At 59.0% G+C, this 21,566-nt stretch carries 23 protein-coding genes and 1 pseudogene; 15 read left to right on the forward strand and 9 right to left on the reverse strand.

The features are described 5' to 3' along the window. Positions 1 to 56: 56 nt before the first annotated feature. Positions 57 to 1,397, forward strand: coding sequence for a substrate-binding domain-containing protein (locus tag DFS28_RS06105; RefSeq protein ID WP_111448987.1), 1,341 nt, complete (start codon positions 57 to 59; stop codon positions 1,395 to 1,397). Between the two features lie 209 nt (positions 1,398 to 1,606). On the opposite strand, the gene DFS28_RS06110 is transcribed toward DFS28_RS06105, so the two are convergent. Beyond that, the gene (locus DFS28_RS06110) at positions 1,607 to 2,125 is read right to left on the reverse strand and encodes an ankyrin repeat domain-containing protein (RefSeq protein ID WP_111448988.1); all 519 of its coding nucleotides are present in this window, start codon (positions 2,123 to 2,125) and stop codon (positions 1,607 to 1,609) included. A 126-nt stretch (positions 2,126 to 2,251) separates the two neighbouring features. Then, positions 2,252 to 4,090 (reverse strand): long-chain-acyl-CoA synthetase, encoded by a 1,839-nt coding sequence (locus DFS28_RS06115; RefSeq protein WP_111448989.1) that lies wholly within the window; start codon positions 4,088 to 4,090, stop codon positions 2,252 to 2,254. Between the two features lie 344 nt (positions 4,091 to 4,434). On the opposite strand from DFS28_RS06115, the gene DFS28_RS06120 reads away from it, so the two are divergent. Further along, entirely contained in the window at positions 4,435 to 4,713 is a 279-nt protein-coding gene (locus DFS28_RS06120; RefSeq protein WP_008146103.1) for a DUF3509 domain-containing protein, read from the forward strand. A 173-nt stretch (positions 4,714 to 4,886) separates the two neighbouring features. Here DFS28_RS06120 and mtnC read toward each other — a convergent pair whose 3' ends face one another. Genes mtnC through aroC form a run of 5 tightly spaced genes read right to left on the reverse strand, consistent with a single transcriptional unit; the run spans position 4,887 to position 9,035 of the window. Next, positions 4,887 to 5,570, reverse strand: a complete 684-nt coding sequence (gene mtnC, locus DFS28_RS06130) for an acireductone synthase (RefSeq protein WP_111448991.1) — start codon at positions 5,568 to 5,570, stop codon at positions 4,887 to 4,889. Positions 5,571 to 5,574: 4 nt separating this feature from the next. Further along, positions 5,575 to 6,120: an acireductone dioxygenase gene (locus DFS28_RS06135; protein WP_111448992.1), complete on the reverse strand. Its 546-nt coding sequence runs from the start codon at positions 6,118 to 6,120 to the stop codon at positions 5,575 to 5,577. A gap of 20 nt (positions 6,121 to 6,140) precedes the next feature. Next, positions 6,141 to 6,767, reverse strand: a complete 627-nt coding sequence (locus tag DFS28_RS06140; RefSeq protein WP_111448993.1) for a methylthioribulose 1-phosphate dehydratase — start codon at positions 6,765 to 6,767, stop codon at positions 6,141 to 6,143. Then, on the reverse strand, positions 6,764 to 7,909 hold the full coding sequence (locus DFS28_RS06145) for an MFS transporter (RefSeq protein ID WP_111448994.1): 1,146 nt from the start codon (positions 7,907 to 7,909) through the stop codon (positions 6,764 to 6,766). Before DFS28_RS06145 ends, DFS28_RS06140 begins: the two co-directional genes overlap by 4 nt. A gap of 34 nt (positions 7,910 to 7,943) precedes the next feature. After that, a complete protein-coding gene (gene aroC, locus DFS28_RS06150) occupies positions 7,944 to 9,035 on the reverse strand; it encodes a chorismate synthase (RefSeq protein WP_008146116.1) in 1,092 nt (363 codons plus the stop codon). A gap of 83 nt (positions 9,036 to 9,118) precedes the next feature. Between aroC and DFS28_RS06155 the strand changes: the two genes are divergently transcribed. Together DFS28_RS06155 and DFS28_RS06160 are read left to right on the forward strand one after the other, a co-directional pair. Further along, positions 9,119 to 10,117, forward strand: a complete 999-nt coding sequence (locus tag DFS28_RS06155; protein ID WP_008146117.1) for an alpha/beta hydrolase — start codon at positions 9,119 to 9,121, stop codon at positions 10,115 to 10,117. A 129-nt stretch (positions 10,118 to 10,246) separates the two neighbouring features. Then, on the forward strand, positions 10,247 to 11,038 hold the full coding sequence (locus tag DFS28_RS06160) for a hypothetical protein (RefSeq protein ID WP_111448995.1): 792 nt from the start codon (positions 10,247 to 10,249) through the stop codon (positions 11,036 to 11,038). Between the two features lie 160 nt (positions 11,039 to 11,198). Here the strand turns inward: DFS28_RS06160 and prmB are convergent, their stop codons facing one another. Further along, on the reverse strand, positions 11,199 to 12,107 hold the full coding sequence (gene prmB, locus DFS28_RS06170) for a 50S ribosomal protein L3 N(5)-glutamine methyltransferase (RefSeq protein ID WP_111448996.1): 909 nt from the start codon (positions 12,105 to 12,107) through the stop codon (positions 11,199 to 11,201). A 238-nt stretch (positions 12,108 to 12,345) separates the two neighbouring features. Here prmB and DFS28_RS06175 point away from each other — a divergent pair, with 238 nt between their 5' ends. The 8 genes and pseudogenes from DFS28_RS06175 (at position 12,346) to DFS28_RS06210 (ending at position 17,228) form a co-directional block, all read left to right on the forward strand. Further along, positions 12,346 to 12,936 (forward strand): cysteine hydrolase family protein, encoded by a 591-nt coding sequence (locus DFS28_RS06175; RefSeq protein WP_008146122.1) that lies wholly within the window; start codon positions 12,346 to 12,348, stop codon positions 12,934 to 12,936. Positions 12,937 to 13,067: 131 nt separating this feature from the next. Next, the gene (locus DFS28_RS06180) at positions 13,068 to 13,388 is read left to right on the forward strand and encodes a hypothetical protein (RefSeq protein WP_111448997.1); all 321 of its coding nucleotides are present in this window, start codon (positions 13,068 to 13,070) and stop codon (positions 13,386 to 13,388) included. Between the two features lie 75 nt (positions 13,389 to 13,463). After that, the gene (locus DFS28_RS06185) at positions 13,464 to 14,021 is read left to right on the forward strand and encodes a Smr/MutS family protein (protein ID WP_008146127.1); all 558 of its coding nucleotides are present in this window, start codon (positions 13,464 to 13,466) and stop codon (positions 14,019 to 14,021) included. A gap of 69 nt (positions 14,022 to 14,090) precedes the next feature. After that, complete coding sequence (locus DFS28_RS06190) at positions 14,091 to 14,825, forward strand: helix-turn-helix transcriptional regulator (RefSeq protein ID WP_111448998.1); 735 nt, start codon at positions 14,091 to 14,093, stop codon at positions 14,823 to 14,825. Between the two features lie 312 nt (positions 14,826 to 15,137). After that, a complete protein-coding gene (locus DFS28_RS06195) occupies positions 15,138 to 15,812 on the forward strand; it encodes a polysaccharide lyase family 7 protein (RefSeq protein ID WP_111449131.1) in 675 nt (224 codons plus the stop codon). Between the two features lie 93 nt (positions 15,813 to 15,905). Then, a pseudogene (locus tag DFS28_RS30755) lies at positions 15,906 to 16,187 on the forward strand (site-specific integrase); the annotation flags it as partial. 22 nt (positions 16,188 to 16,209) lie between these two features. Then, the gene (gene folE / locus DFS28_RS06205) at positions 16,210 to 16,755 is read left to right on the forward strand and encodes a GTP cyclohydrolase I FolE (protein WP_033053183.1); all 546 of its coding nucleotides are present in this window, start codon (positions 16,210 to 16,212) and stop codon (positions 16,753 to 16,755) included. Between the two features lie 101 nt (positions 16,756 to 16,856). Then, entirely contained in the window at positions 16,857 to 17,228 is a 372-nt protein-coding gene (locus DFS28_RS06210; RefSeq protein WP_111448999.1) for a glutathione S-transferase N-terminal domain-containing protein, read from the forward strand. Positions 17,229 to 17,307: 79 nt separating this feature from the next. On the opposite strand, the gene DFS28_RS06215 is transcribed toward DFS28_RS06210, so the two are convergent. Continuing rightward, entirely contained in the window at positions 17,308 to 18,474 is a 1,167-nt protein-coding gene (locus DFS28_RS06215; RefSeq protein ID WP_111449000.1) for a PLP-dependent aminotransferase family protein, read from the reverse strand. Between the two features lie 81 nt (positions 18,475 to 18,555). On the opposite strand from DFS28_RS06215, the gene DFS28_RS06220 reads away from it, so the two are divergent. The 3 genes from DFS28_RS06220 (at position 18,556) to DFS28_RS06230 (ending at position 21,418) form a co-directional block, all read left to right on the forward strand. After that, a complete protein-coding gene (locus DFS28_RS06220) occupies positions 18,556 to 19,002 on the forward strand; it encodes a MarR family winged helix-turn-helix transcriptional regulator (protein ID WP_111449001.1) in 447 nt (148 codons plus the stop codon). A gap of 361 nt (positions 19,003 to 19,363) precedes the next feature. Beyond that, a complete protein-coding gene (locus DFS28_RS06225; RefSeq protein ID WP_111449002.1) occupies positions 19,364 to 20,713 on the forward strand; it encodes an NCS2 family permease in 1,350 nt (449 codons plus the stop codon). Positions 20,714 to 20,791: 78 nt separating this feature from the next. Then, a complete protein-coding gene (locus DFS28_RS06230; protein WP_111449003.1) occupies positions 20,792 to 21,418 on the forward strand; it encodes a LysE family translocator in 627 nt (208 codons plus the stop codon). Positions 21,419 to 21,566: the final 148 nt, after the last annotated feature.

The following is a 21,566-nucleotide window of genomic DNA, read 5'->3' on the forward strand; positions in this document are numbered from 1 at the left end:
CAGAAACCTTACTGACTTATTCTCCCGGCACTTCCTTTGGCTTGTAAGGTGCTGGCATGACGCTGCGCGTGTTGTTCCTGCTGATGCTGTGTGCCTGGCTGCCGCTGGCGGCGTCGGCTGGCGCGTTGCCGACGCCCGAGGCTGACCCGGTGCTGCGCATCCAGGGTTCCAACACCATCGGCGCGGCATTGGGCCCGGCGCTGGTTGAGGGTTTGATGCGCGAACAGGGCCTGCTGAAGATTCACAGCGAGGCCCCGGACACAGCCAACGAGCTGCGCGTCATCGGCGAAACCGTTCAAGGCCGCCGGGTCGCGGTGGACATTGCGGCCCACGGTTCCAGCACCGGTTTCACCGCCCTGAAAACCGCCACCGCCGACCTCGCCGCCTCCTCGCGCCCGATCAAGGACAGCGAACGGGCAGACCTTGCACGCTTGGGCGACTTTAAAAGCGTCGGCGCCGAGCAGGTCATCGCCATCGATGGCCTGGCGATCATTCTTCATCCGCAAAATCCATTGCATGAACTGAACACCGAACAATTGGCGCGAATCTTCAGCGGCGAGGCAAAAACCTGGGAAGAACTCGGCGGCAGCGGTGGGACGATTCATCTCTATGCGCGGGATGACCAATCGGGCACCTACGACACGTTCAAGGAATTGGTCCTCAGCCGTCGTGGGAAAACCCTGAGCAGCGCTGCGAAACGGTTCGAATCCAGCGAGCAATTGTCGGACGCGGTCAGCCTGGACCCGCAAGGTATCGGCTTCATCGGCCTGCCTTACGTGCGTCAGGCCAAAGCCGTGGCGATTGCCGATGGCCAATCCCAAGCCATGCTGCCGCTCAACAGCCTGATTGCCACGGAAGACTATCCGCTGTCCCGTCGGCTGTTCTTTTACCTGCCGCCCAATGGGAAAAACCCTTGGGCCGACGCATTGGTGGCGTTCGCCCAAAGCAGCAAGGGCCAGGCGATTGTCGCGGCCAATGGTTTTATCGCCCAGACCGTCCAGGCCATGACGGTCACGCCGAATGCATTGATGCCGGAGGGTTATCAGGCGCTCAGCCGTCACGCCCAGCGCCTGACCGTGAATTTCCGTTTCGAAGAAGGCAGTGCGACGCTGGACAACAAGGCCCGGCAGGACCTGTGGCGGGTGCTCGACTATATAAAGCAGCGTGACAAGACCAATCGGCAGGTGACACTGGTGGGGTTTGGCGACGCAAAAAGTGATCCGGCGCGGGCCGATCTGCTGTCGAAACTGCGCGCCATGGCGGTGCGGCGGGAACTGGTGAAAAGCGGCGTGGTGTTTCGCGAGATTCGTGGTTTTGGCGCCGAGATGCCGGTGGCGGCCAATAGCGCGGATGAGGGGCGAATCAAGAATCGGCGGGTTGAGGTGTGGGTGTATTGATGCCTCGGCTGACTCAGAAACACCCTTTGCGGTAAGTGGGCTCCTGTGGCGAGGGGGCTTGCCCCCGTTGGGTGGCGAAGCCGCCCCAAACCGGTTACCCGCGTTTTTCAGGAAGACTGCATTTATCGGTTTTACGACTGCTTCGCAGCCGAACGGGGGCAAGCCCCCTCGCCACAGGTTTTTCGTTGCCTCAAGAATTCCTTGAGCCGTTAGCCCAGCAATTTCTCAAGCTGCGCCGTGGTATCCACCGCGCCCATGGTCTTGGCGGCATCCAGCGCAGAAACGCCATTGGCATCCTTGGCTTTCGGGTCGGCACCTTTGCTGATCAGGTAGTCGACGATTTCCACGCGATTGAACATCGCCGCCATCATCAGCGCAGTGCGACCGTCGAAGGACGAACCTTCCACTTGCGCGCCGCCTTCAACCAGTGCCTTGACCACCGCCAGATCACCCTTGAATGCCGCGCCGGCAATCGGGCTCTGGCCATTGTCGTTGCGGATTTCCGGGTCGGCCTTGTGCTCGAGCAGGACTTTTACCGTCTCCACATGGCCGTGGTAAGCGGCCAGCATCAGCAAGGTGTCACCCTTGTGGTTACGCAGGTTCGGCGGCAGGCCCTTGGTCAACAGCGCGGCCATCATGGCCGCATCGCCCTCACGCGCCTTGTTGAATACCTGTTCGGCAAATTCAGCGGCTTCTTCGGGGGACATCTGGCGGCTTTGGTCTGACATTGGGCACTCCACGTTCTGTTATTCGCAAAGCCGACAGTTTCCCGAGCAGCCCCGAGGCTGTCACTTCTTTTTTCTCATGGACGGCCATAGCCACATTCAATAGCGCTGCATTCAATAACGCTGCATTCAATAACGAAAAGCGCCGCCGTGAATATCCGCCAGCAACTGCGCAGTGACCTGCACGTAAGTCTGGGTCCCTGGCAGCCAGGCATAAATCGGATCGTCGCCGGTCTTGCCGGGGTCGAAGGCTTCATCCTTAAGCCGGGTCTTCTGATATTTGAAGGTGCCCGTGGTCTCCATTTTCACCTTCACCCGCAGGAACAACGGCACCGCATAGGCGGGCATTTGCTCACGGGCAAACGCCAGCAGTTCACTGAAATCCAGGGTCGCCAGGGACTCGGCTGGCGTAATCGCCGCCATCCCGGCACGCCCGTTGGTGTTGCGGATTTCCACGCCGTAGGCCACGGCTTCGGAAATATTCGGGTGTTGCAAAAGGATGTTCTCGACCTCGGTGGTCGAGACGTTTTCGCCCTTCCAGCGGTAGGTATCGCCCAAACGGTCAACAAACTGCGCGTGACCGAAACCGATGTTGCGCAGCAGGTCACCGGTATTGAAGTAACGGTCGCCCCTCTCGAACACGTCGTGCAGCACAACCTTTTCGGTCTTCTGCGGATCGGTGTAGCCATCCAGCGGTGCCTTGTCGTCGATCTTCGCCAGCAACAGCCCCTGCTCGCCTTTGGCGACTTTGCGCATGAAGCCCTTGGCATCGCGTATCGGCGCGCCGCTGTCGTGGTCGTACGCCGCCAACTGCCATGACATCAGGGAAAACCCGACGGTGTTGTCAAAGTTGAGGATGTTGGTGAAGCCAATGTTGCCGTCGCTGGCGGCGTACAGCTCACAGATATGATTCACCCCGAATCGCGTCTTGAACTCGCCCCACGCGCCGGGGCGCAGGCCATTGCCGATCATCTTCGTCACCCGGTGCTGGCTGTCGTCGAGGCTGGGCGGTTGATCCACCAGGTAGCGGCACAATTCGCCGACGTATCCGAGGGTGGTCGCGCGGTACTTGCGCACATCGTTCCAGAATTGGCTGGCGCTGAACTTGCGGCGAATGGCAAAGCCCGAGGCGCCACTGATCGCCGAGCCCCAGCACACGCACAACCCGGTGGCGTGATAGAGCGGCAAGGTGCAATAGACGACGTCCTCCGGGCGCATATCCAGGGCGATCAGCCCGAAGCTCGCGGAGCTGCGCATCCAGCGGCCGTGCTTGAACACCCCGGCCTTGGGCAAGCCGGTGGTGCCCGAGGTGTAGATATAGAAACAAGGGTCATCGAAAAAAACCTGCTGACTGCTCGCGGGGTTGGCGCTGGAGCTGTCGGCACTGGCGGTCATCAGGTTGATGAACCCGTCGGGCGCAATGCCTGGATGGCTGAAGGTGTCTCGATCAGCCACGAACCAGGTGCGCGCCGCGTCGATCGACACCCGTTCGCGAACCGCCGAAAACGCCGGCACCAGCTCTTCTCCGACAATGATCGCCGCGGGTGCCACCAGGTTAAGACTATGAGCCAGGGTATCGCGGGTCTGCGAAGTATTGAGCAAGGCACTGATCGCGCCAACCTTGGCCACCGCCAGGATCGTCACCAGCAGTTCCGGGCGATTCTCGATAAAGACCGCCACGACATCGCCCTTGCGGATGCCTTGGGCAATCAAATGATGGGCAATGCGATTGGCCCACTGGTTGACCTGAAAATACGTCAGCGCGACCTCGCCCTGCAGCAATGCCGGGCCATCGGGATTGCGCAATGTCGCTTGCTCAAAGCTCCAGCCCAGGCCACACGGTTGGGTCGGGTCCTTGACGTTGGCGGCGTTCATGCCTTTCACCACGCGAGGAATGGCTTTGGCAATGGAAGGCAGCTTGCGGAGCATCATGCCCCAGGTAATCGTGTCGTTCGGCGTGCGGCTCATGGTTGCTCCCGGTCGATCTTTTTATTGTTCGGGCGGCGTTGATTGAGGCCGAAAATACGTCAGCGGTTCCTGAGCTGTACACGCGGTTTTTGAAATGATTTGTATCCACGTCTGCGACATTCGAAAGCGTGAGCTTGCGCGGGGCAATTGGTTCCATCGAATCGATGTCGACCACGCAAAATGCAGGATGCACGATGGCCATTCATGCAGATTGCACGAAAGCGCAAAAACACTGAAAAGATAACTAATTGATATATAAGGGTTTTTAAAAAATCAGGTGCTGGCACAATCACTGCAACTACCTCTGCATGCTTGCCATTCAAGAGCTAACGGAGCTGATAGACATGAACCTGATCCAAGAAAAATTTTCGTCCCTGTTCTCCAACTTCGAAGTGACCACCCAGCCACGTCCTGATGGTGGCATTCTGCTGACATTGAGCAGCACCGACGGCAAAGTCTTCAAACGCTCGATTTCCTACCAGCAATTGCATGCGGGTGATCAGCTGTCCTGGGTGATCAGTGCCATTCGCCGTGACATCGCCGAACAGGCCAGCGAACTGCCGCAGATTTCCATGCTGCAAAGCCAGCAGCGGTTTGCCCTGCCGACGTATCACTCGGTTTAAACCGTTCCAGGGCTGTAAACAAACAGGCCGTGAGCGCTTTCGCTTCACGGCCTGTTTTGTTTCCATGTGGGAGCGGGCTTGCTCGCGAATGCGGTGTATCAGATAGCATCAATGTTGAATGGCACGCCGCCTTCGCGAGCAAGCCCGCTCCCACAGGTTATATGCGTCGTGGCTTAGAACGCGGAAGGGTTGATCCGCGCAAAACTGTCCACCGTCACATGCCCCGCCAGCTCCCCGCCCTCTCGGGCCAGTCCGCACGTCGCCATTCCCGCCGTGCGCGCTGCGTCCAGTTCCTCGACGATGTCAGACAGAAACAGGATCTGCGAAGCGTCCAGGCCAATGGCCTGGGTAATGCGTTCGTAGGACTTCACTTCACGCTTGGGCCCCGAGGTGGTGTCGAAATAGCCACTGAACAGGTGTGACAGATCCCCCGCTTCCGAGCAGCCAAAGATCAGCTTTTGGGCCTGGATCGAACCGGACGAATAAACAAACAGTTTGAAGCCGTCCTGATGCCAGCGTTTAAGCGCTTCAACGGCATCCGGGTAAACGTGGCCTTTCAACTCTCCGGCCTGATAACCCTGCTCCCAGACCATGCCTTGCAACGCTTTCAGCGGCGTGGCTTTGCGGTCTTCGGCGATCCAGCCCAGAAGAATGTCGATCACCCGCTCGACGGCGGCGTTCGGCTCGTTGGTCTCCCGGCGAACGGCATCCAGTTGCTCGGCAACATCCGCACGCGCGGCATGCTGGCGAACAAAATCCGGCAAGTGTCTGGCGGCGTAGGGAAACAGCACGTCGAACACAAAACTCACCGCGCTGGTAGTGCCTTCGATGTCGGTGAGAATCGCTTTGATCGGCATCGCCTCAGTCCTCAAGACCCGGGAACCGGCTGGCGATGTCTTCGCCGGTGAAATTGGCCACCCAGCCTTCAGGGTTGTTGAACAGACGGATCGCGACGAAATGCGGATGCTCGCCCATATCGAACCAATGCGCGGTGCCGGCTGGTACCGAGATCAGGTCGTTTTTCTCACAAAGCACCGCGTAGACGTAATCGCCGATGTGCAGGGAGAACAAGCCACGGCCGGCGACAAAAAATCGTACTTCGTCTTCGCCATGGCGATGTTCGTCGAGAAACCTGGCGCGCAATTCGGCTTTTTGCGGGTGGTCGCTGTTCAGGCTGATCACATCGACAGTGATGTAACCGCGTTCGGTCATCAGCTTGTCGATTTGCTCCTGATACGCGGCGATCACTTCTTCCTGACTGGCGCCGGGCTGGATTTTCGCCGTGGCTTGCCAGCGGTCGAAACGCACGCCCTGCTCAGCCAGGGTCGAGGCGATGTCTTCGAAATGCGTCAGCACCTTGTTAGGTAAATCAGGGCTTGAGACGTGGTAAACGGACAGGCTGCTCATCAGGGCAACTCCTTAACGGTTCATGCTTTACAGTTCAAGAGCGAGCGCATCTTCAACTCGCACTCGAACAAAAATTCAAAGGCCTCGATCTGCCGCAGTGCATCGCTCATGCGCGCGCCCCAGGTGTAGAGACCGTGGCCGCGGATCAGGTAGCCGACGCAATCGGGATGGGCGTCCAGCCAAGGCTGCACCTTGGCGGCGAGGCGCGCAATGTCTTGATCGTTATCGAAAATCGGCACACGCACCCGGGATTCGTGGGTCGACACACCACTGAAAGCCTTTTGCAGTTCGTAGTCTTCGAACTCGATGAAGTCTTGCGGCGTCAGGCGCGACAGCACCGTGGCGTTCACCGAATGGGTGTGCAGCACCGCGCCGATCTCCGGGCGCCAGCGGTAGAGCTGGGTGTGCAGCAGGGTTTCGGCGGACGGTTTTTTGCCCGGTTCCAGGCTGTTGCCGGACAGATCGGTCGCCAGCACATCGTCGGGGCCGAGTTGGCCTTTGTGCTTGCCGGACACCGTCAGCAGCGCTTCAGTCGGCGACAGGCGCGTCGAGTAGTTGCTGCTGGTGGCCGGCGACCAGCCGCGGCCATACAGAAAACGCCCGGCATCGATGATTTCCTGGGCGAGGAGCTCACGGGTGAGGCTCATGGCCTGTCCTCTTGCATTCGTGTGGCAATGATAACGGCTGCCGCGAAGGCCGCGAGGCTGGCAATACTAAAGGTCAATGTTGGGCCGAGGGCATTCCAGCTGTAGCCGGAATACAACGCGCCCAGTGCGCCGCCGGTGCCGGCCAGTGCGGCGTATAACGCCTGGCCCTGCCCTTGTTGGCGCGCGCCGAAGCTACGTTGCACGAACTGGATGGCAGCCGCGTGAAAGCTGCCGAAGGTCGCCGCGTGCAGCACTTGGGCAAACAACAGCACCCAAAGAAATTCAGCGAACGAACCGAGCAACAACCAACGCAACGCCGCCAGCAGAAAACTCGCCAGCAACACCCGTCGCACGGAGAAACGCGCGAGAATCTTGCTCATGGCCAGAAACATCAAGACTTCGGCGACCACACCGACCGCCCAGAGCATACCGATCAGCCCACGGCTGTACCCGAGTCGCTCCAGGTGCAAGGTCAGAAAGGTGTAATAAGGACCGTGGCTCATCTGCATCAGCGCCACGCAACCGTAAAACGCCAACACCCCGGGACTGCGCAACTGCTTGAGAAAACCGTCCCCCGCCAACCGTTCGCTCTGAATCGGTTGAGCGTTGGGCACCCAAAGGCTGCTGACCACGATCCCGGCCAGGATCAGCATCAGCGCCACCGGGTAGATGTCGAGGCTGAGCCATTCGAACAATCGGCCAAGGGCGACCACGGTAATGATGAAACCGATGGAACCCCACAGGCGGATCTGACTGTAGCGGTTAGTCTGGCCCTGCAAGTGCGCCAAGGTGATGACTTCGAATTGCGGCAACACCGCGTGCCAGAAAAACGCGTGCAAGGCCATGACCATCGCCAGCCAGGCGTAGGTCTTGCTGACGAAGATCAGCGAGAACGTCAGCAGCGTGCAGACCGCACCGAAGCGCACGATGGCCAGGCGTCGGCCGGTGTAATCACCGAGCCAGCCCCAGATGTTCGGCGCCACGCAGCGCATCAGCATCGGGATCGCCACCAGCTCGCCGATGCGCGCGCTGGAAAAGCCCAGGTGATCGAAGTACAGCGCCAGAAACGGCGCTGTCGAACCGAGCAAGGCGAAATAGAACAGATAGAAACTGGAGAGCCGCCAGTACGGGAGCGCCGCCACTGTCCTTAGACCGCAGCGGCTGTGAGATCAGCCATTAAAGCTGACCCAGCACCGGCGTACTCACGCGCACGTCCAGGTTCTGCCCACGGTGACGCAACAGGTGATCCATCAGCACGATGGCCATCATCGCTTCGGCGATCGGTGTGGCGCGGATGCCGACGCACGGGTCGTGGCGCCCCTTGGTGACGACTTCCACCGGGTTGCCATGGATGTCGATGGAACGGCCCGGCGTGGTGATGCTCGAGGTTGGCTTGAGCGCCAGGTGCGCGACGATCGGCTGACCCGACGAAATGCCTCCTAAAATGCCGCCCGCGTTGTTGCTGAGGAAACCTTGCGGGGTCATTTCATCGCGGTGCTCGGTGCCGCGTTGGGCAACGCTGGCGAAACCGGCGCCGATTTCCACGCCTTTGACCGCATTGATGCTCATCAGCGCGTGAGCGAGTTCGGCATCGAGACGGTCGAAGATCGGCTCGCCAAGGCCCGGCATTACGCCTTCAGCGACTACTGTGATCTTCGCGCCAACCGAATCCTGGTCGCGACGCAACTGGTCCATATAGGCCTCCAGTTCCGGGACCTTGTCCGGATCAGGGCTGAAGAAGGCGTTCTCTTCCACCGAATCCCAGGTCTTGAACGGGATTTCGATCGGGCCGAGCTGGCTCATGTAGCCACGAATGACGATGCCCTGAGTGGCCAGGTATTTTTTCGCAATCGCACCGGCCGCCACGCGCATGGCCGTTTCACGGGCCGAGCTGCGACCACCGCCACGGTAATCGCGCTCGCCATATTTGTGGTGATAGGTGTAGTCGGCGTGGGCCGGGCGGAACAGGTCCTTGATCGCCGAGTAATCCTTGGACTTCTGGTCGGTGTTGCGGATCAACAGGCCGATGGAGCAACCGGTGGTGCGCCCTTCGAACACGCCGGAGAGAATTTCGACTTCGTCGGCTTCCTGGCGCTGGGTGGTGTGGCGGCTGGTGCCGGGTTTGCGGCGATCCAGGTCACGCTGCAGATCTTCCAGAGAGATCTCCAGGCCCGGCGGGCAGCCGTCGACAATGGCGACCAACGCCGGACCATGGCTTTCGCCCGCGGTGGTGACAGTGAACAGCTTGCCGTAGGTATTGCCGGACATGCAGGACGCTCCGTGAATTCGAACCAAATACGTAATGCGCGCCAGTATACGCAGGCTACCCGACTAGTTCATCCTCGAACCTTATGGGTGCCTGCGAGTCCAACCGGCATCTTGTTCATGATGGCGTGATGATGCTGCGAGTTATAGCCTTGAGCCTTACCCTCTTTACCGGCTTTGTACAGGCCACAGTCCTGCAACGCCCGATCACCTTGGACACCGGCACCGGCGAGCTTTTCGGCTCGTTATTGCTGCCCAAGTCCGATACACCGGTACCGGTTGTCCTGATCATTTCCGGCTCCGGTCCTACAGATCGTGACGGAAACAACCCCGACGGCGGACGCAACGACAGCCTCAAGCGTCTCGCTTGGGTGTTGGCCAAACACAACATCGCCAGCGTGCGTTATGACAAACGCGGCGTGGCGGCGAGCCTTGCGGCGACCCCGGATGAACGCAATCTGTCGGTTGAAGCCTATGTGGCCGACGCCGAGGCCTGGGGCCGCAAGCTCAAAACCGACCCGCGTTTTGGCCAGTTGATCCTGCTGGGCCACAGCGAAGGCGCCCTGATCGCCAGCCTCGCTGCGCCGAGCCTGGATGCCGCCGCGGTCATTTCCATGTCCGGCAGCGCCCGGCCGATCGATCAGGTGCTGCGCCAGCAATTGAGCAATCGCCTGCCGCCACCGTTGATGCTGCGCAGCAATGAACTGCTCGACAGCCTCAAGGCCGGCCACACCGACGACAACGTACCGCCGCAATTGCAGGTGATTTTCCGCCCGAGCGTGCAGCCGTATCTGATTTCATTGTTCCGCCAGGACCCGGCGGCGGCGTTCGCCAAGTTGAAGATGCCGGCGCTGATAATCCAGGGCAGCAACGACATCCAGGTCGGTGTCGGCGACGCCAGGCTATTGAAGGCCGCCAAACCGGACGCCGAGCTGGCGCTGATCGAAGGCATGAACCACGTGATGCGCATCGTGCCCAACGATGTAAAACGGCAATTGGCCTCTTATAAGGATCCGCAATTGCCGCTGGCGGCCGAACTCGGCACGCGAATCCTCGGGTTTATTGACGGACTTCGCGCCAGTTAGCGGCGTTAGGGGCGTAAAAACTGGTTTAGAACGCCCCTAACCCTCCAGTCCTGAAAAAAACGGCCGATAAGCCTTTGTCGCCAGCGCTATGACTGGCGGCAAGCAGAGCTTGGACAGGATCTCGCCGTTATGACTGATACCCAGACTTCACCCGACACCACTGCTGAAAAAGACGCACCACCAGTGGTCGAGCTGCCGTGGGCGGACGTCCACGCCGAGCACCACAAGATGCTCCGTCTGGCCCCATTGAAAACCGACCGCAACACCGGTGGACGGCCGCTGCGCTTTGTTGAATTCGGTTACGCCGAGCGCAACAACAAGGAACACAGCCTGATGCGCATGAGCATTGCGCTGCCCGGCCAGCGTGTGCGCAAGGAACAGAATCATCTGGACGTGTGGGTCGATCACGCCACCAAGCGCGTGCATTTCGGGCCTGACAGCGGTTTGCAGATCGAACCGATGAACCGTGGGATCGGTCGTTTCATGGCCGCTCAGGGCATTACCTGGGCGAAAAAGAGATGGCCCGGCTACACCGTCGACGGCACCGACCTGAACAACAAGGATGCGCTGAACGAAGACACTCGCCTGCGTCGCGATCACTTTTTGCGGATGCACGGTTTCGACGTGATCTACGCCGACGCCCAGCATTTGAAGGGCAGCGTCAAAGAAGTGCAGGTCGGCGACCTGTTGAGTGACTGGAGTACGGAAAAACTGCAGGTCGTGGAAATTCTTGAGGCGGCGCAGATGCTTCAGCAAGCCGAGCAAAATCTCGCCGAGCAGGAAGTCAAACTCAAGAAACACGAAGAAAAAGTCAGCAAGTACAAGCGCGAAGACACCGGACTGCGCTTTACCATTACCTGCCTGGTGGCGTTTGCGGTGTTTCAGGCGGGGTTGTTGATCTGGATTGCCACGCACCGGTAATCGGTGTCGAACCCAATTGTGGCGAGGGAGCTTGCTCCCGCTCGAGCGCGAAGCGGTCGCAAAACAGGCAACCGCGGGATATCTGGAATTATGCGGTATCAGGTTTTAGGGCTGCTTCGCAGCCCAGCGGGAGCAAGCTCCCTCGCCACAATGATCGCAGTTAAACGCGGGAAGCGAACAGCGCCTGATGGTTGCGGCACTGTTCCGCCGTCAGCATGAACACGCCATGCCCACCGCGCTCGAAATCAAGCCAGGCGAAGTCGACTTCCGGGTACAGCGCCGAGACGTGAACCTGGCTGTTGCCCACCTCGACAATCAGCAAGCCCTTCTCGGTCAGGTGATCCGCCGCTTCGGCGAGCATGCGCCGCACCAGGTTCAAACCATCATCACCGCAGGCCAGGCCCAGCTCCGGTTCGTGCTGGTATTCGTCCGGCATGTCGGCGAAATCTTCCGCATCGACGTAAGGCGGGTTCGACACGATCAGGTCAAAACGCTGACCCGGCAAACCATCAAATCCGTCGCCCTGCACCGTGTACACCCGCTCATCGACGCCATGGCGCTCGATGTTCTGGTTGGCCACTTCCAGCGCTTCAAACGACAGATCGGCCAACACCACTTCGGCGTTCTGGAACTCGTAGGCACAGGCGATACCGATGCAGCCGGAACCGGTGCACAGGTCAAGAATCCGCACAGGTTCGGCGCCCAGCCACGGCTCGAAACGTTTTTCAATCAGCTCGCCAATCGGCGAACGCGGGATCAATACGCGCTCATCGACAATGAACGACATGCCGCAAAACCACGCTTCGCCCAACAGGTAGGCGGTAGGAATACGTTCTTCGATACGGCGCTTGAGCAGGCGTTGCAGCTTGACCAGCTCGTCTTCTTCAAGATTGCAGTCGAGGTAGCTGTCGGCGATTGCCCACGGCAAGTGCAAGGCACCCAACACCAACTGGCGCGCTTCGTCCCAGGCATTGTCGGTCCCATGGCCGAAAAACAGATCCTCCCCATGGAAGCGGCTGACGGCCCAACGGATATGGTCACGCAGGGTACGAAGTCGGGAAGTGATCACGGGGCAAACTCCAAAAAAAACGACTGGCGATTCTAACAGCCAAAACGCGTCTCGACGACGCGGGAAAACTACCGGGGCGAATGTAGGACTAATCTGTTTTTTCGACCGCCTATTGAACAAAACGGCCCTATTGACAAGGCTGCGAGCCAGCAAAGACGGCGCCTACGATGGTAGCGATTCACAGAAGCGCTCAGCCAGAGGACAATGTCGCAAAAGCCCCACCCGAAGGAGCCCCAGAATGTCCGTTCCAAAAACGATGTTTCAACTCAGCGGCCGCGGTTATGCAGCTGCCGTTCTGAGCCATGCGACCCTTGTCATCATCGATGCCCAGAAAGAATACCTCAGCGGCCCGTTGGCCTTGAGCGGCATGGATGCTGCCGTCGCGAACATCAAGCAACTGGTGGCCGCTGCCCGTGCAGCCGGCCGGCCGATCGTCCATGTCCGCCACCTCGGTACTGTCGGTGGGCTGTTCGATCCACAAGGTGAGCGCGGTGAATTCATCCCGGGCCTGGAACCACAGGGCGACGAAACCATCATCGGTAAATTGCTGCCGAGTGCGTTCCACGGCACCGAACTGCTGGAACGCCTGCAGAATCTCGGTTCACTGGACCTGATCGTGTGCGGTTTCATGAGCCACTCCAGCGTCAGCACCACGGTGCGCGCCGCGAAGAACCTGGGCTTTCGTTGTACGCTGGTAGAAGACGCCTGCGCGACTCGCGACCTGCCTTACAAGGGCGGCGTATTGAGCGCAGACCACGTTCAGCAGACCGAAATGGCGATCATGGCGGACAACTTCGCCACCCTCGCATTGACTCATGAACTGATCTGATCGACGCTCGATGAGCGGTCCATGCCGCCGCTCATCCGCAAAAGTCTATCATTTGCTGTAATTGTCTTAGCCTCAGGAACATCCCGGTCAACTCCCGGTCGAAGGGCCGATACCCATTGAGGAAGGTCGGAATGAAGTTATCCGATGGTTTTGACGCTCGCCGCTTGCGGCCCAAAGGCCAACGCAACTGGCGTTTTCGAATCGGCGCGGCATTGGCTGCCTTGCTGTCGATGAGCGGTGTGTTGCTGGCGATGGCAGGCATAGCCAGCCTGCTCGGCCACGCACCCGCCCTGGGCGAGTTGAATACCAACCGGGTCGGTTCGGCAGTGATTCTGGCGATTGGCCTGTTCGTGCTGTACCTCGGCGTGTGGCTGTGGCGTCGCTGCCGTCGCCGCTCGCGGCAGTCGCAAGAGCTGAACATCTCCCCGCATTTGATGAAAAAGCACGACTGAGCCGAGTGCTGTGCGTTTTCTCGCGCCCCATTCCCCTCGAGTTGGGTAAACTGGCCGCCCTTCGCGGAGGCTGACATGCAAGACGACGATTTTTCCCTGTTCAAAAGCGCGATCCAAGGCGTCAAGCCGATCAAACACGATCGCGCCGAAACCGGCAAACCCAAAGCTGACCGCGCGCAAATCGCCAAGCTGCGTCAGGCCGCCACGGTGCGCACCGATGCCACCACCGTTGACGGGCTGTCCGATCAGTTCGTCATCGATGTTGGCCCGGAAGACGAGCTGATGTGGGCGCGTGACGGTGTTCAGGAAAGCCAGATGCGCAAGCTCAAGATCGGACAGATCCCGTTCGAAGGCAGCCTCGACCTCCATGGCATGAGCGTGGAAAAGGCCCGGGAAACCCTCTGGGCGTTTCTGGCCGAAGCAACCAAATTCGAAATCCGCTGCGTGCGCGTCACCCACGGCAAGGCTGTGCGTCTGGACGGCAAGCGGCCGATGATCAAAAGCCACGTCAACACCTGGCTGCGCCAACACTCACAAGTGCTCGGCTTCACCTCGTGCCAGGCGAAACACGGCGGCGCCGGAGCGGTTTATGTGATGCTCAAACGGACCATGATGGAAGGTCGCGACGAATAAAGCTGTCGCGTGGCACATTATCGGGATAACGATTTGCAATGATATAGGCGCTCCCGTAATACTCCGCAGATGGAATTCAAAGAACGACTCAAAGCAGCCCGCCAACACGCCAAGCTCAATCAGACCGAGCTTGCCGAACGCGCAGGCCTGACCCAAACCTCAATCTCCGACCTCGAGCGCGGGAAGTCGAAGGCAACCGCCTTTACTGCCCAGATCGCTTCAGTGTGTGGCGTTTCACCGATGTGGCTGGCTGAAGGTGTCGGTGACATGCTCAAAGGGGTGTCCGATGCTGCTCCGTTGAATCGCCCCCCTCCAAGCGTTTCAATGTCAGACATCCAGCCTTGGGACGACAGCACGCCCCTGGATGACGACGAGGTTTATGTCCCCTTCCTGCGTGAAGTTGAGCTGGCGGCTGGTTCAGGCCGTTTCGTGATTTCGGAAAGTGACAGCGCCAGGCTGCGCTTCTTCAAGAAAGACCTGCGACACAACAACGTGCAGTTCAGCAACGCCAAGTGCGTGGTGGTGAGCGGAAACAGCATGCTCCCGGTACTGCGCGACGGCGCTACCGTTGGCATGAACGTCGGAAAGAACTCGCTGGGCGACATCGTCGACGGCGACATGTACGCGATCAACCACAACGGCCAGCTCCGCGTGAAACAGGTCTACCGACTGCCCAGTGGGATCCGCCTACGCAGTTTCAACCGTGACGAGCATCCGGACGAGGACTACACCTTCGCCGAGATCCAGGAGCAGCAGATTGCGATCCTGGGCCATGTCTTTTGGTGGGCGATGTATTCACGGTGAACTGAGTTGCGGTGATTCGGGAGCGTCCAGTGCCCTGACGTGCAATACGGCAAGTCGACACCCACCCAAGAGAAGCCCGCCAAGCGCGGGCTTTTTTGCACCTGGAATATAGGCACGGAATAAAATATGGGAATACCTATTGACACAAAATATGGGAGCGCCCATATTCGTATTCAAGCCAACGGGAAATCGCTCGGAAGCCGCCAAGCATCACCTCTGTCCATTCACCGAGTGGGCAGTGGGATGCAGGCCTGCATCAAACGCAAGGCTCACCAGAGCAAAAAGCGACATCAATGGACTGAGGTAAAAACCATGACTGTAGACATCAGCAACTTCACCATCGCTACCCCGCTTCCAATCTCCGACACCAACCCGATTGCGCTTGAGCTGATCGGCTGGCGCGCACTGATCGAATGCCCCGAAGTCATCTCAATGCTTGACGATGGTTCGCTGCAGATGACGGCGCCGACACTTGGAGCCTCGAGCAAGAGTACGCTACGAACCCGTTGCGAGTGGAAGGAGCCAGGTTACTGGCTGTTCTCCAGTGCAGCGGACCACTGGAACCGCCAGGAAATGCGACTGACCAAAGTCAACTCGCTGCAGAAAGTCGTGATCGGTCAGATTCATGTGCAGGGCTCAGAACGACCTCCGGTAAAGGTGTTCTGGAACAAAGGAAAAATCACCATGGGGTTCCGAACCAGTTACCTCCAGGATGATCCAGTCAACTCGACGATTTTGGATAACGTGCCGCTCGGTGCACTTTTCAAAATCAACATTCACGCCAACTCGAGCGGCGCCGTCTCTGTATCGGCTAGTTGTAACGGCGTCCAATCCACTTCCGCAATCATGCGTCTGGACAACACCTGGGACACGAAAACACTCGCCTTCCACGGCGGCGTGTACAACCAGATCGATTACTCCGACACCACCGACCCGCTAGACGGTTCTGTCTGCATCATCAGCGATCTGTCGATCACTCACGCCTGATACGACCTGCTCGGCCTGATGAGCAAAACAGGCTTCAGGAAAGCATCACTGCTGCACCTTGGCGACAGGGTGTAGCGGGATGCGGATAAAACCCGGCAGGCCAGCGTGATCGACAAACACTTCCCGGCCGCAATGACCGATTTGGGGCTTCGCGCCCGCCGGCAATACAACTGCCGGCACACATACGCTACCATGTGCCCCATGTCGGGGATGAACCCTGCGTTTATTGCCACTCAGCTCGGTCATAGTGTTCAGATATTGCTATCGACCTACGCCCGATGGATCAACGCCAGTACTGACTGGGGCGAGCTCGGGAAGCTTGAAAAGAGCTTGATTGGCACACAATTGGTACAGACAGAAACAGTACCCCTCTGAAACCCGTATGGAATCAGCCTCTGTGACACTGGAACAGAACTACACCGCGATTCTCGGCCAACTGGGCGAGGACGCCACCCGCGAGGGCCTGCTCGACACGCCAAAACGTGCCGCCAAAGCCATGCAGTACCTCTGCCGCGGTTATGAACAGACACTGGAAGAGGTCACCAACGGTGCCTTGTTCAGCTCCGACAACAGCGAAATGGTGCTGGTGAAGGACATCGAGCTCTACTCGTTGTGCGAACACCACCTGCTGCCGTTTATCGGCAAGGCTCACGTCGCCTACATCCCGAGCGGTAAGGTATTGGGCCTGTCGAAAGTCGCGCGGATCGTCGATATGTACGCCCGCCGCCTGCAGATCCAGGAAAACCTCAGCCGCCAGATCGCCGATGCGGTCCAGCAAGTCACCGGCGCCCTGGGCGTTGCAGTGGTGATCGAGGCCAAGCACATGTGCATGATGATGCGCGGTGTGGAGAAACAGAATTCGACGATGATCACTTCGGTGATGCTCGGTGAGTTCCGTGAAAACGCGGCCACCCGCAGCGAGTTTCTCAGCCTGATCAAGTAATTCGCAGCACGAAGAAAACCGGCATTCATCGCCGGTTTTTTTTCGCCTGCGAAAATCAGGTAAGCTGCGCGCCTTCTGTTTGCCCCTGTGAGGCTTATACCGTGTTCGTTAAAGCGCTTCGTGTCGGCCTTGGCCAACTGATCATCTTCATCGATTTCATTACCCGTCCGGGCAAAAAACAGCGCCCTGCCGAGGTTCAGGCTCAGGTCAATACAGCGGCCAAGGACCTGACCCTCTATCAGTTCCACGCCTGCCCGTTCTGCGTGAAAACCCGCCGCACCCTGCGCCGCTTGAACGTGCCGGTGGCGTTGCGCGACGCGAAGAACAACGAACAGGATCGCCAGGCCCTGCTGGAACACGGTGGCAAGATCAAGGTTCCGTGCCTGCGCATCGAAGAGAATGGCCAGACGACCTGGATGTATGAGTCCAAGGTGATCATCGATTATCTGGACAAGCGGTTTGCCGCGGCCTGAAGCCGTACAAATTTCAGATAAAAATAAACCGGCCCATTGGCCGGTTTATTTGTTTTTGCACCCTCTCACACCAGCAGCCTCAAGCCGCTTCCGCCGCCTGAGCCTGACGCACTACCGCGGCCAAACGCTTGAGCCCTTCGTCCAGCCGTGCCGGGTCGATGTGGCTGAAATTCAGGCGCAAATGCCCAGGATTGCTGTCCGGTTCGGGGAAGAACGGCTCGCCCGGCATGAACGCCACATCCGCTGCCAGTGCAGCCTTGAGCAACGTTCGCGTGTCCAGAGGCTGCTTGAGTGTCAGCCAGAAAAACAGCCCGCCCTGCGGCACATTCCAGTCCGCCAAATCCGCAAAATGCGTTTCCAGGGCTGACTGGAAAGCGTCCCGACGAACCCGGTAGAAGTCCCGCAGCTCGCTCAAGTGATGCTGGAATTTCTCTGTGCCGATCCACTGCAGCGCTTGCCACTGGCCCACGCGATTGGTGTGCAGGTCGGCTGATTGCTTGAGTTTCAGCAAGTGCGGGAAGAGATCCGGACTGGCGATCAGATAGCCGACTCGCAGTCCGGGCAACAGGGTTTTCGACACGGTGCCGGTGTAGATCCAGCTGGCCTTTTTCAAGCGGCTGACAATTGGCGTGGCGCTGCCACCGTCGAAGGTCAGCTCGCGGTAAGGCTCGTCTTCGATCAAGGTCACGCCAAACTCATCCAGCAAGGCTGCTATGGCATCGCGCTTGGCTTCGCTGTAGCGCACGGCCGAAGGATTCTGAAAAGTCGGGATCAGGTAGATGAACGCCGGACGGTGTTTTTCCAGACGAATACGCAGTTGAGCCAGGCTCGGGCCATCAGCCTCCAGCGGGACCGTGATGCAGTCGGCACCGAACAGCTGAAAAATCTGCAAGGCCGCCAGATAAGTCGGCGCTTCGAGCAAAATCTCGGTGCCGTTGTCGATGTACAGCTTGGCCGCCAGATCGAGGGTTTGCTGGGAGCCGCTGACCACCAACACCTGACTCGCCTCGCAGGGTACGCCCAGCGCCCGCGCCTCTGCTGCCAGCGCTTCACGCAGCGCCGGCTCACCTTCGCTCATGCCGTATTGGCCCATGGACAGCGGCATGTCGGCCCACTCGACTTTCGGCAGCATGGCTTCGGCGGGCAAGCCGCCAGCGAACGACATCACTTCCGGGCGCTGGGCGGCGGCAAGGATTTCACGGATCAAAGAACTTTTAAGGCGCGAGACACGTTCGGAAAATGCCATGGGGTCACCGGTAGCGAGGCTTGAGGAAAATGAGTCAAACTGGTTGACCGAAATTACGACAGACCGAACGGATACGTCAATATGCTTGACCTTAAAAACCCCGCTACTCAGCAACAGGCGATGGAAGCGTTTTTCTTCGGTTATCAGGCGTTCACCGCGAAAGCCGACGAAATGCTCGAGCGTCGTGGCTTGAGCCGGGTGCATCAACGCATAGTGTTTTTCATCGCGCGCTACCCAAACTTGAGCGTCAAGGAGTTACTGGCGTTGCTCGGGGTGACGAAGCAGGCGCTGAACATTCCGCTGCGTCAGTTGGTGGAGATGCATTTGGTGAACAGTGTCGCGTCCGAAACCGACAAGCGTAAGCGGTTGCTGGAACTCACCGACGATGGCACGCGGTTTGAGCAGTCGTTGCGGCGCGAGCAAGTGAAATTGCTCGAGCGGGTGTTTGCCGAAGCTGGGGAGACGGCGGTGAATGGGTGGTTGGCGGTGAATCTCGCGCTGGGGAAAAGTCAGGTGGCTGCTGATTAAGTTTTTCCGTGGTGGATTTGTAGTGGCCGATCTGGCCTCTTCGCGAGCAAGTCGGATCGCCGCACCGCCGCTCCCACTCGACCGTATTCTTCTGAAGGAACCCGATCACCTGTGGGAGCGGCGGTGCGGCGATCCGACTTGCTCGCGAAGGGGCCCGAACAGGCGATATATCTCTATTGCCAAACTTTTCGTCTACAAAATCAAAAACATTATTTGCTTTATTTGTATACAAAAGCATAATCCACTTCGTGCGAGTTCCTGACCAAGCGGTCAACAAATTCGCAAGTACCTCAAAGGGTCGCTGCCACCCTCATGGGTCCGGCCCTGGAAATAACAATAAAACTCTTGAGGAGTACTCCCTGTGGAAAGCCGCAAATCCGAAGCCTCGACGCTGGAACTCTCGCCGCCGTTACGCAATGGCTGGCTGGAGCGCATCTTCAAACTCAGCTTGCATGGCACCACGGTGAAGACCGAGTTGATTGCCGGTCTGACAACCTTTATCACCATGGCCTACATCATCTTCGTCAACCCCAACATCATGGCCGACGCCGGGATCGATCACGGTGCCGCGTTCGTCGCCACCTGCATCGCCGCCGCGCTGGGTTGCCTGTTGATGGGCCTTTATGCCAACTGGCCGGTCGGGCTCGCACCGGGTATGGGCCTCAACGCCTTCTTCACTTACACCGTGGTCGGCACCATGGGCTACAACTGGGAAACCGCCCTTGGCGCGGTGTTTGTTTCCGGTGTGTTGTTCATGTTCCTGACCTTTTCGCGGATCCGCGAATGGCTGCTCAATAGCATCCCGGTGAGTTTGCGCTTTGCCATGGGCGCCGGTGTGGGCTTGTTTCTGGGGCTGATTGGCTTGAAAACCGCGGGCATCGTGGTCGACAGCCCGGCCACCCTGATCAAGCTCGGCTCCCTGCGCGAACCTGGTCCGCTGCTGGCCGCCATCTGCTTCCTGATGATCGCCGTACTCAGCTACCACAAAGTGTTCGGCGCGATTCTCATCAGCATCATCACCGTCACCCTGGCGGGTTGGGGCCTGGGCCTGGTGCACTACGAGGGCCTCATGTCCGCTCCGCCGAGCCTGGCGCCGACCTGGATGGCCATGAACATCGCCGGCGTATTCAACGTCAGTATGATCAGCGTGGTGCTGGCCTTCCTCTTTGTGCACATGTTCGACACCGCCGGCACCCTGATGGGCGTCGCCCAGCGCGCCGGCCTGGTGAACGCTGACGGCAAGATCGAAAACCTCTCACGCGCCCTGAAAGCCGACAGTGCTTCCAGCGTATTCGGCGCGATGGTCGGTGTTCCGCCGGTCACCAGCTACGTGGAAAGTGCCGCGGGTGTAGCCGCTGGTGGTCGGACTGGTCTTACCGCCGTGACCGTAGGTGTGCTATTTATTGCCGCAATGTTTTTCGCACCGCTGGCTGGCATGATCCCCGCTTATGCAACCGCCGGTGCGCTGATTTATGTGGCGATGCTGATGATGGGCGGCATGAAGCACATCGAATGGGACGAAGCGACCGACAGCATTCCGGCGATCGTTACCGCGATCATGATGCCCCTGACCTTCTCGGTCGCCGATGGCATTGCGCTGGGCTTTATCACTTACGTGGTACTGAAAGCCTGTACCGGTAAGCAAAAGGAAATTTCCATCAGTCTGTGGGTGCTCTGCGCGATCTTCATCGCCAAGTTCATTTTCTTGTAAGCCATTTACGATTCAAAAGCAGGCTTCAAAACAGCCTCACCCCGTCGGGTGAGGCTTTTGTGCAAATGGAGGAAAGTGATGAGTCTGGAAACCTGGCTGCTGTTCAGCGGCGCTGCGCTGGTGGTCATCCTGATCCCGGGGCCACTGTCTTTGCTGATGATCAGCAACAGTCTGAATTACGGTTTGCGTCGCTCTTACCCGGCGTTTCTGGGGGGCGTGATTGCCTCGATCTGCTTGCTCAGTGCGTCGGCGCTGGGTTTGGGCGCCTTGCTGCTGGCGTCGGAACAGTTGTTCAGCGCCCTGAAGATCGTCGGGGCGCTGTACCTGTTCTACCTGGCCTGGCAGAGCTGGCAGCAATCGCGCCTGCCCTCCCACGGCGCTGAAGTGCCCCAGGCTGCGCCAGCGCCACGCTTTCGCGCACTGTTCGGGCGCGCGTTCATGCTGGGCGCCAGTAACCCGAAAGACATTCTGTTCTTTGCCGCTTTCCTCCCGCAGTTCCTCAGTGCCGAGCAGCCGTTCCTGCCGCAGTTGCTGATGATGATTGCGACCTGGACCGTGCTGGATTTGCTGTGCAAGTTGGCTTATGGGTTGGGGGCTCATGGTGCGGCGCGGTATTTACGCAGTGGCAAGGGGCAGAGCTGGTTTAACCGGGTGAGTGTGGGGTTGTTTAGTGGTGCGGGTGTAGCATCCTTGTTGAGCCGTTAAAAGCAAAAGCTTCGCGAGCAAGCCCGCTCCCACATTGGAATGCGCACTCCTGTGGGAGCGGGCTTGCTCGCGAAGGCGTCATCCGCAACACCACATTCATCAGAGCAAAAAAAAGCCCGCAGTGTGAGCGGGCGAAAGACCAAAGAAG

This window comes from Pseudomonas sp. 478 (genome assembly GCF_003254125.1).
Classification (GTDB): domain Bacteria; phylum Pseudomonadota; class Gammaproteobacteria; order Pseudomonadales; family Pseudomonadaceae; genus Aquipseudomonas.

What these genes read in the sequence shown, in the direction of transcription:
- DFS28_RS06105 (WP_111448987.1), top strand. Translation starts at nt 57, where the DNA reads ATGACGCTGCGCGTGTTGTTCCTGCTGATGCTGTGTGCCTGGCTGCCG.
- DFS28_RS06110 (WP_111448988.1), bottom strand. Translation starts at nt 2,125, where the DNA reads ATGTCAGACCAAAGCCGCCAGATGTCCCCCGAAGAAGCCGCTGAATTT.
- DFS28_RS06115 (WP_111448989.1), bottom strand. Translation starts at nt 4,090, where the DNA reads ATGAGCCGCACGCCGAACGACACGATTACCTGGGGCATGATGCTCCGC.
- DFS28_RS06120 (WP_008146103.1), top strand. Translation starts at nt 4,435, where the DNA reads ATGAACCTGATCCAAGAAAAATTTTCGTCCCTGTTCTCCAACTTCGAA.
- mtnC (WP_111448991.1), bottom strand. Translation starts at nt 5,570, where the DNA reads ATGCCGATCAAAGCGATTCTCACCGACATCGAAGGCACTACCAGCGCG.
- DFS28_RS06135 (WP_111448992.1), bottom strand. Translation starts at nt 6,120, where the DNA reads ATGAGCAGCCTGTCCGTTTACCACGTCTCAAGCCCTGATTTACCTAAC.
- DFS28_RS06140 (WP_111448993.1), bottom strand. Translation starts at nt 6,767, where the DNA reads ATGAGCCTCACCCGTGAGCTCCTCGCCCAGGAAATCATCGATGCCGGG.
- aroC (WP_008146116.1), bottom strand. Translation starts at nt 9,035, where the DNA reads ATGTCCGGCAATACCTACGGCAAGCTGTTCACTGTCACCACCGCGGGC.
- DFS28_RS06155 (WP_008146117.1), top strand. Translation starts at nt 9,119, where the DNA reads ATGGGTGCCTGCGAGTCCAACCGGCATCTTGTTCATGATGGCGTGATG.
- DFS28_RS06160 (WP_111448995.1), top strand. Translation starts at nt 10,247, where the DNA reads ATGACTGATACCCAGACTTCACCCGACACCACTGCTGAAAAAGACGCA.
- DFS28_RS06175 (WP_008146122.1), top strand. Translation starts at nt 12,346, where the DNA reads ATGTCCGTTCCAAAAACGATGTTTCAACTCAGCGGCCGCGGTTATGCA.
- DFS28_RS06180 (WP_111448997.1), top strand. Translation starts at nt 13,068, where the DNA reads ATGAAGTTATCCGATGGTTTTGACGCTCGCCGCTTGCGGCCCAAAGGC.
- DFS28_RS06185 (WP_008146127.1), top strand. Translation starts at nt 13,464, where the DNA reads ATGCAAGACGACGATTTTTCCCTGTTCAAAAGCGCGATCCAAGGCGTC.
- DFS28_RS06190 (WP_111448998.1), top strand. Translation starts at nt 14,091, where the DNA reads ATGGAATTCAAAGAACGACTCAAAGCAGCCCGCCAACACGCCAAGCTC.
- DFS28_RS06195 (WP_111449131.1), top strand. Translation starts at nt 15,138, where the DNA reads ATGACTGTAGACATCAGCAACTTCACCATCGCTACCCCGCTTCCAATC.
- DFS28_RS06215 (WP_111449000.1), bottom strand. Translation starts at nt 18,474, where the DNA reads ATGGCATTTTCCGAACGTGTCTCGCGCCTTAAAAGTTCTTTGATCCGT.
- DFS28_RS06220 (WP_111449001.1), top strand. Translation starts at nt 18,556, where the DNA reads ATGCTTGACCTTAAAAACCCCGCTACTCAGCAACAGGCGATGGAAGCG.
- DFS28_RS06230 (WP_111449003.1), top strand. Translation starts at nt 20,792, where the DNA reads ATGAGTCTGGAAACCTGGCTGCTGTTCAGCGGCGCTGCGCTGGTGGTC.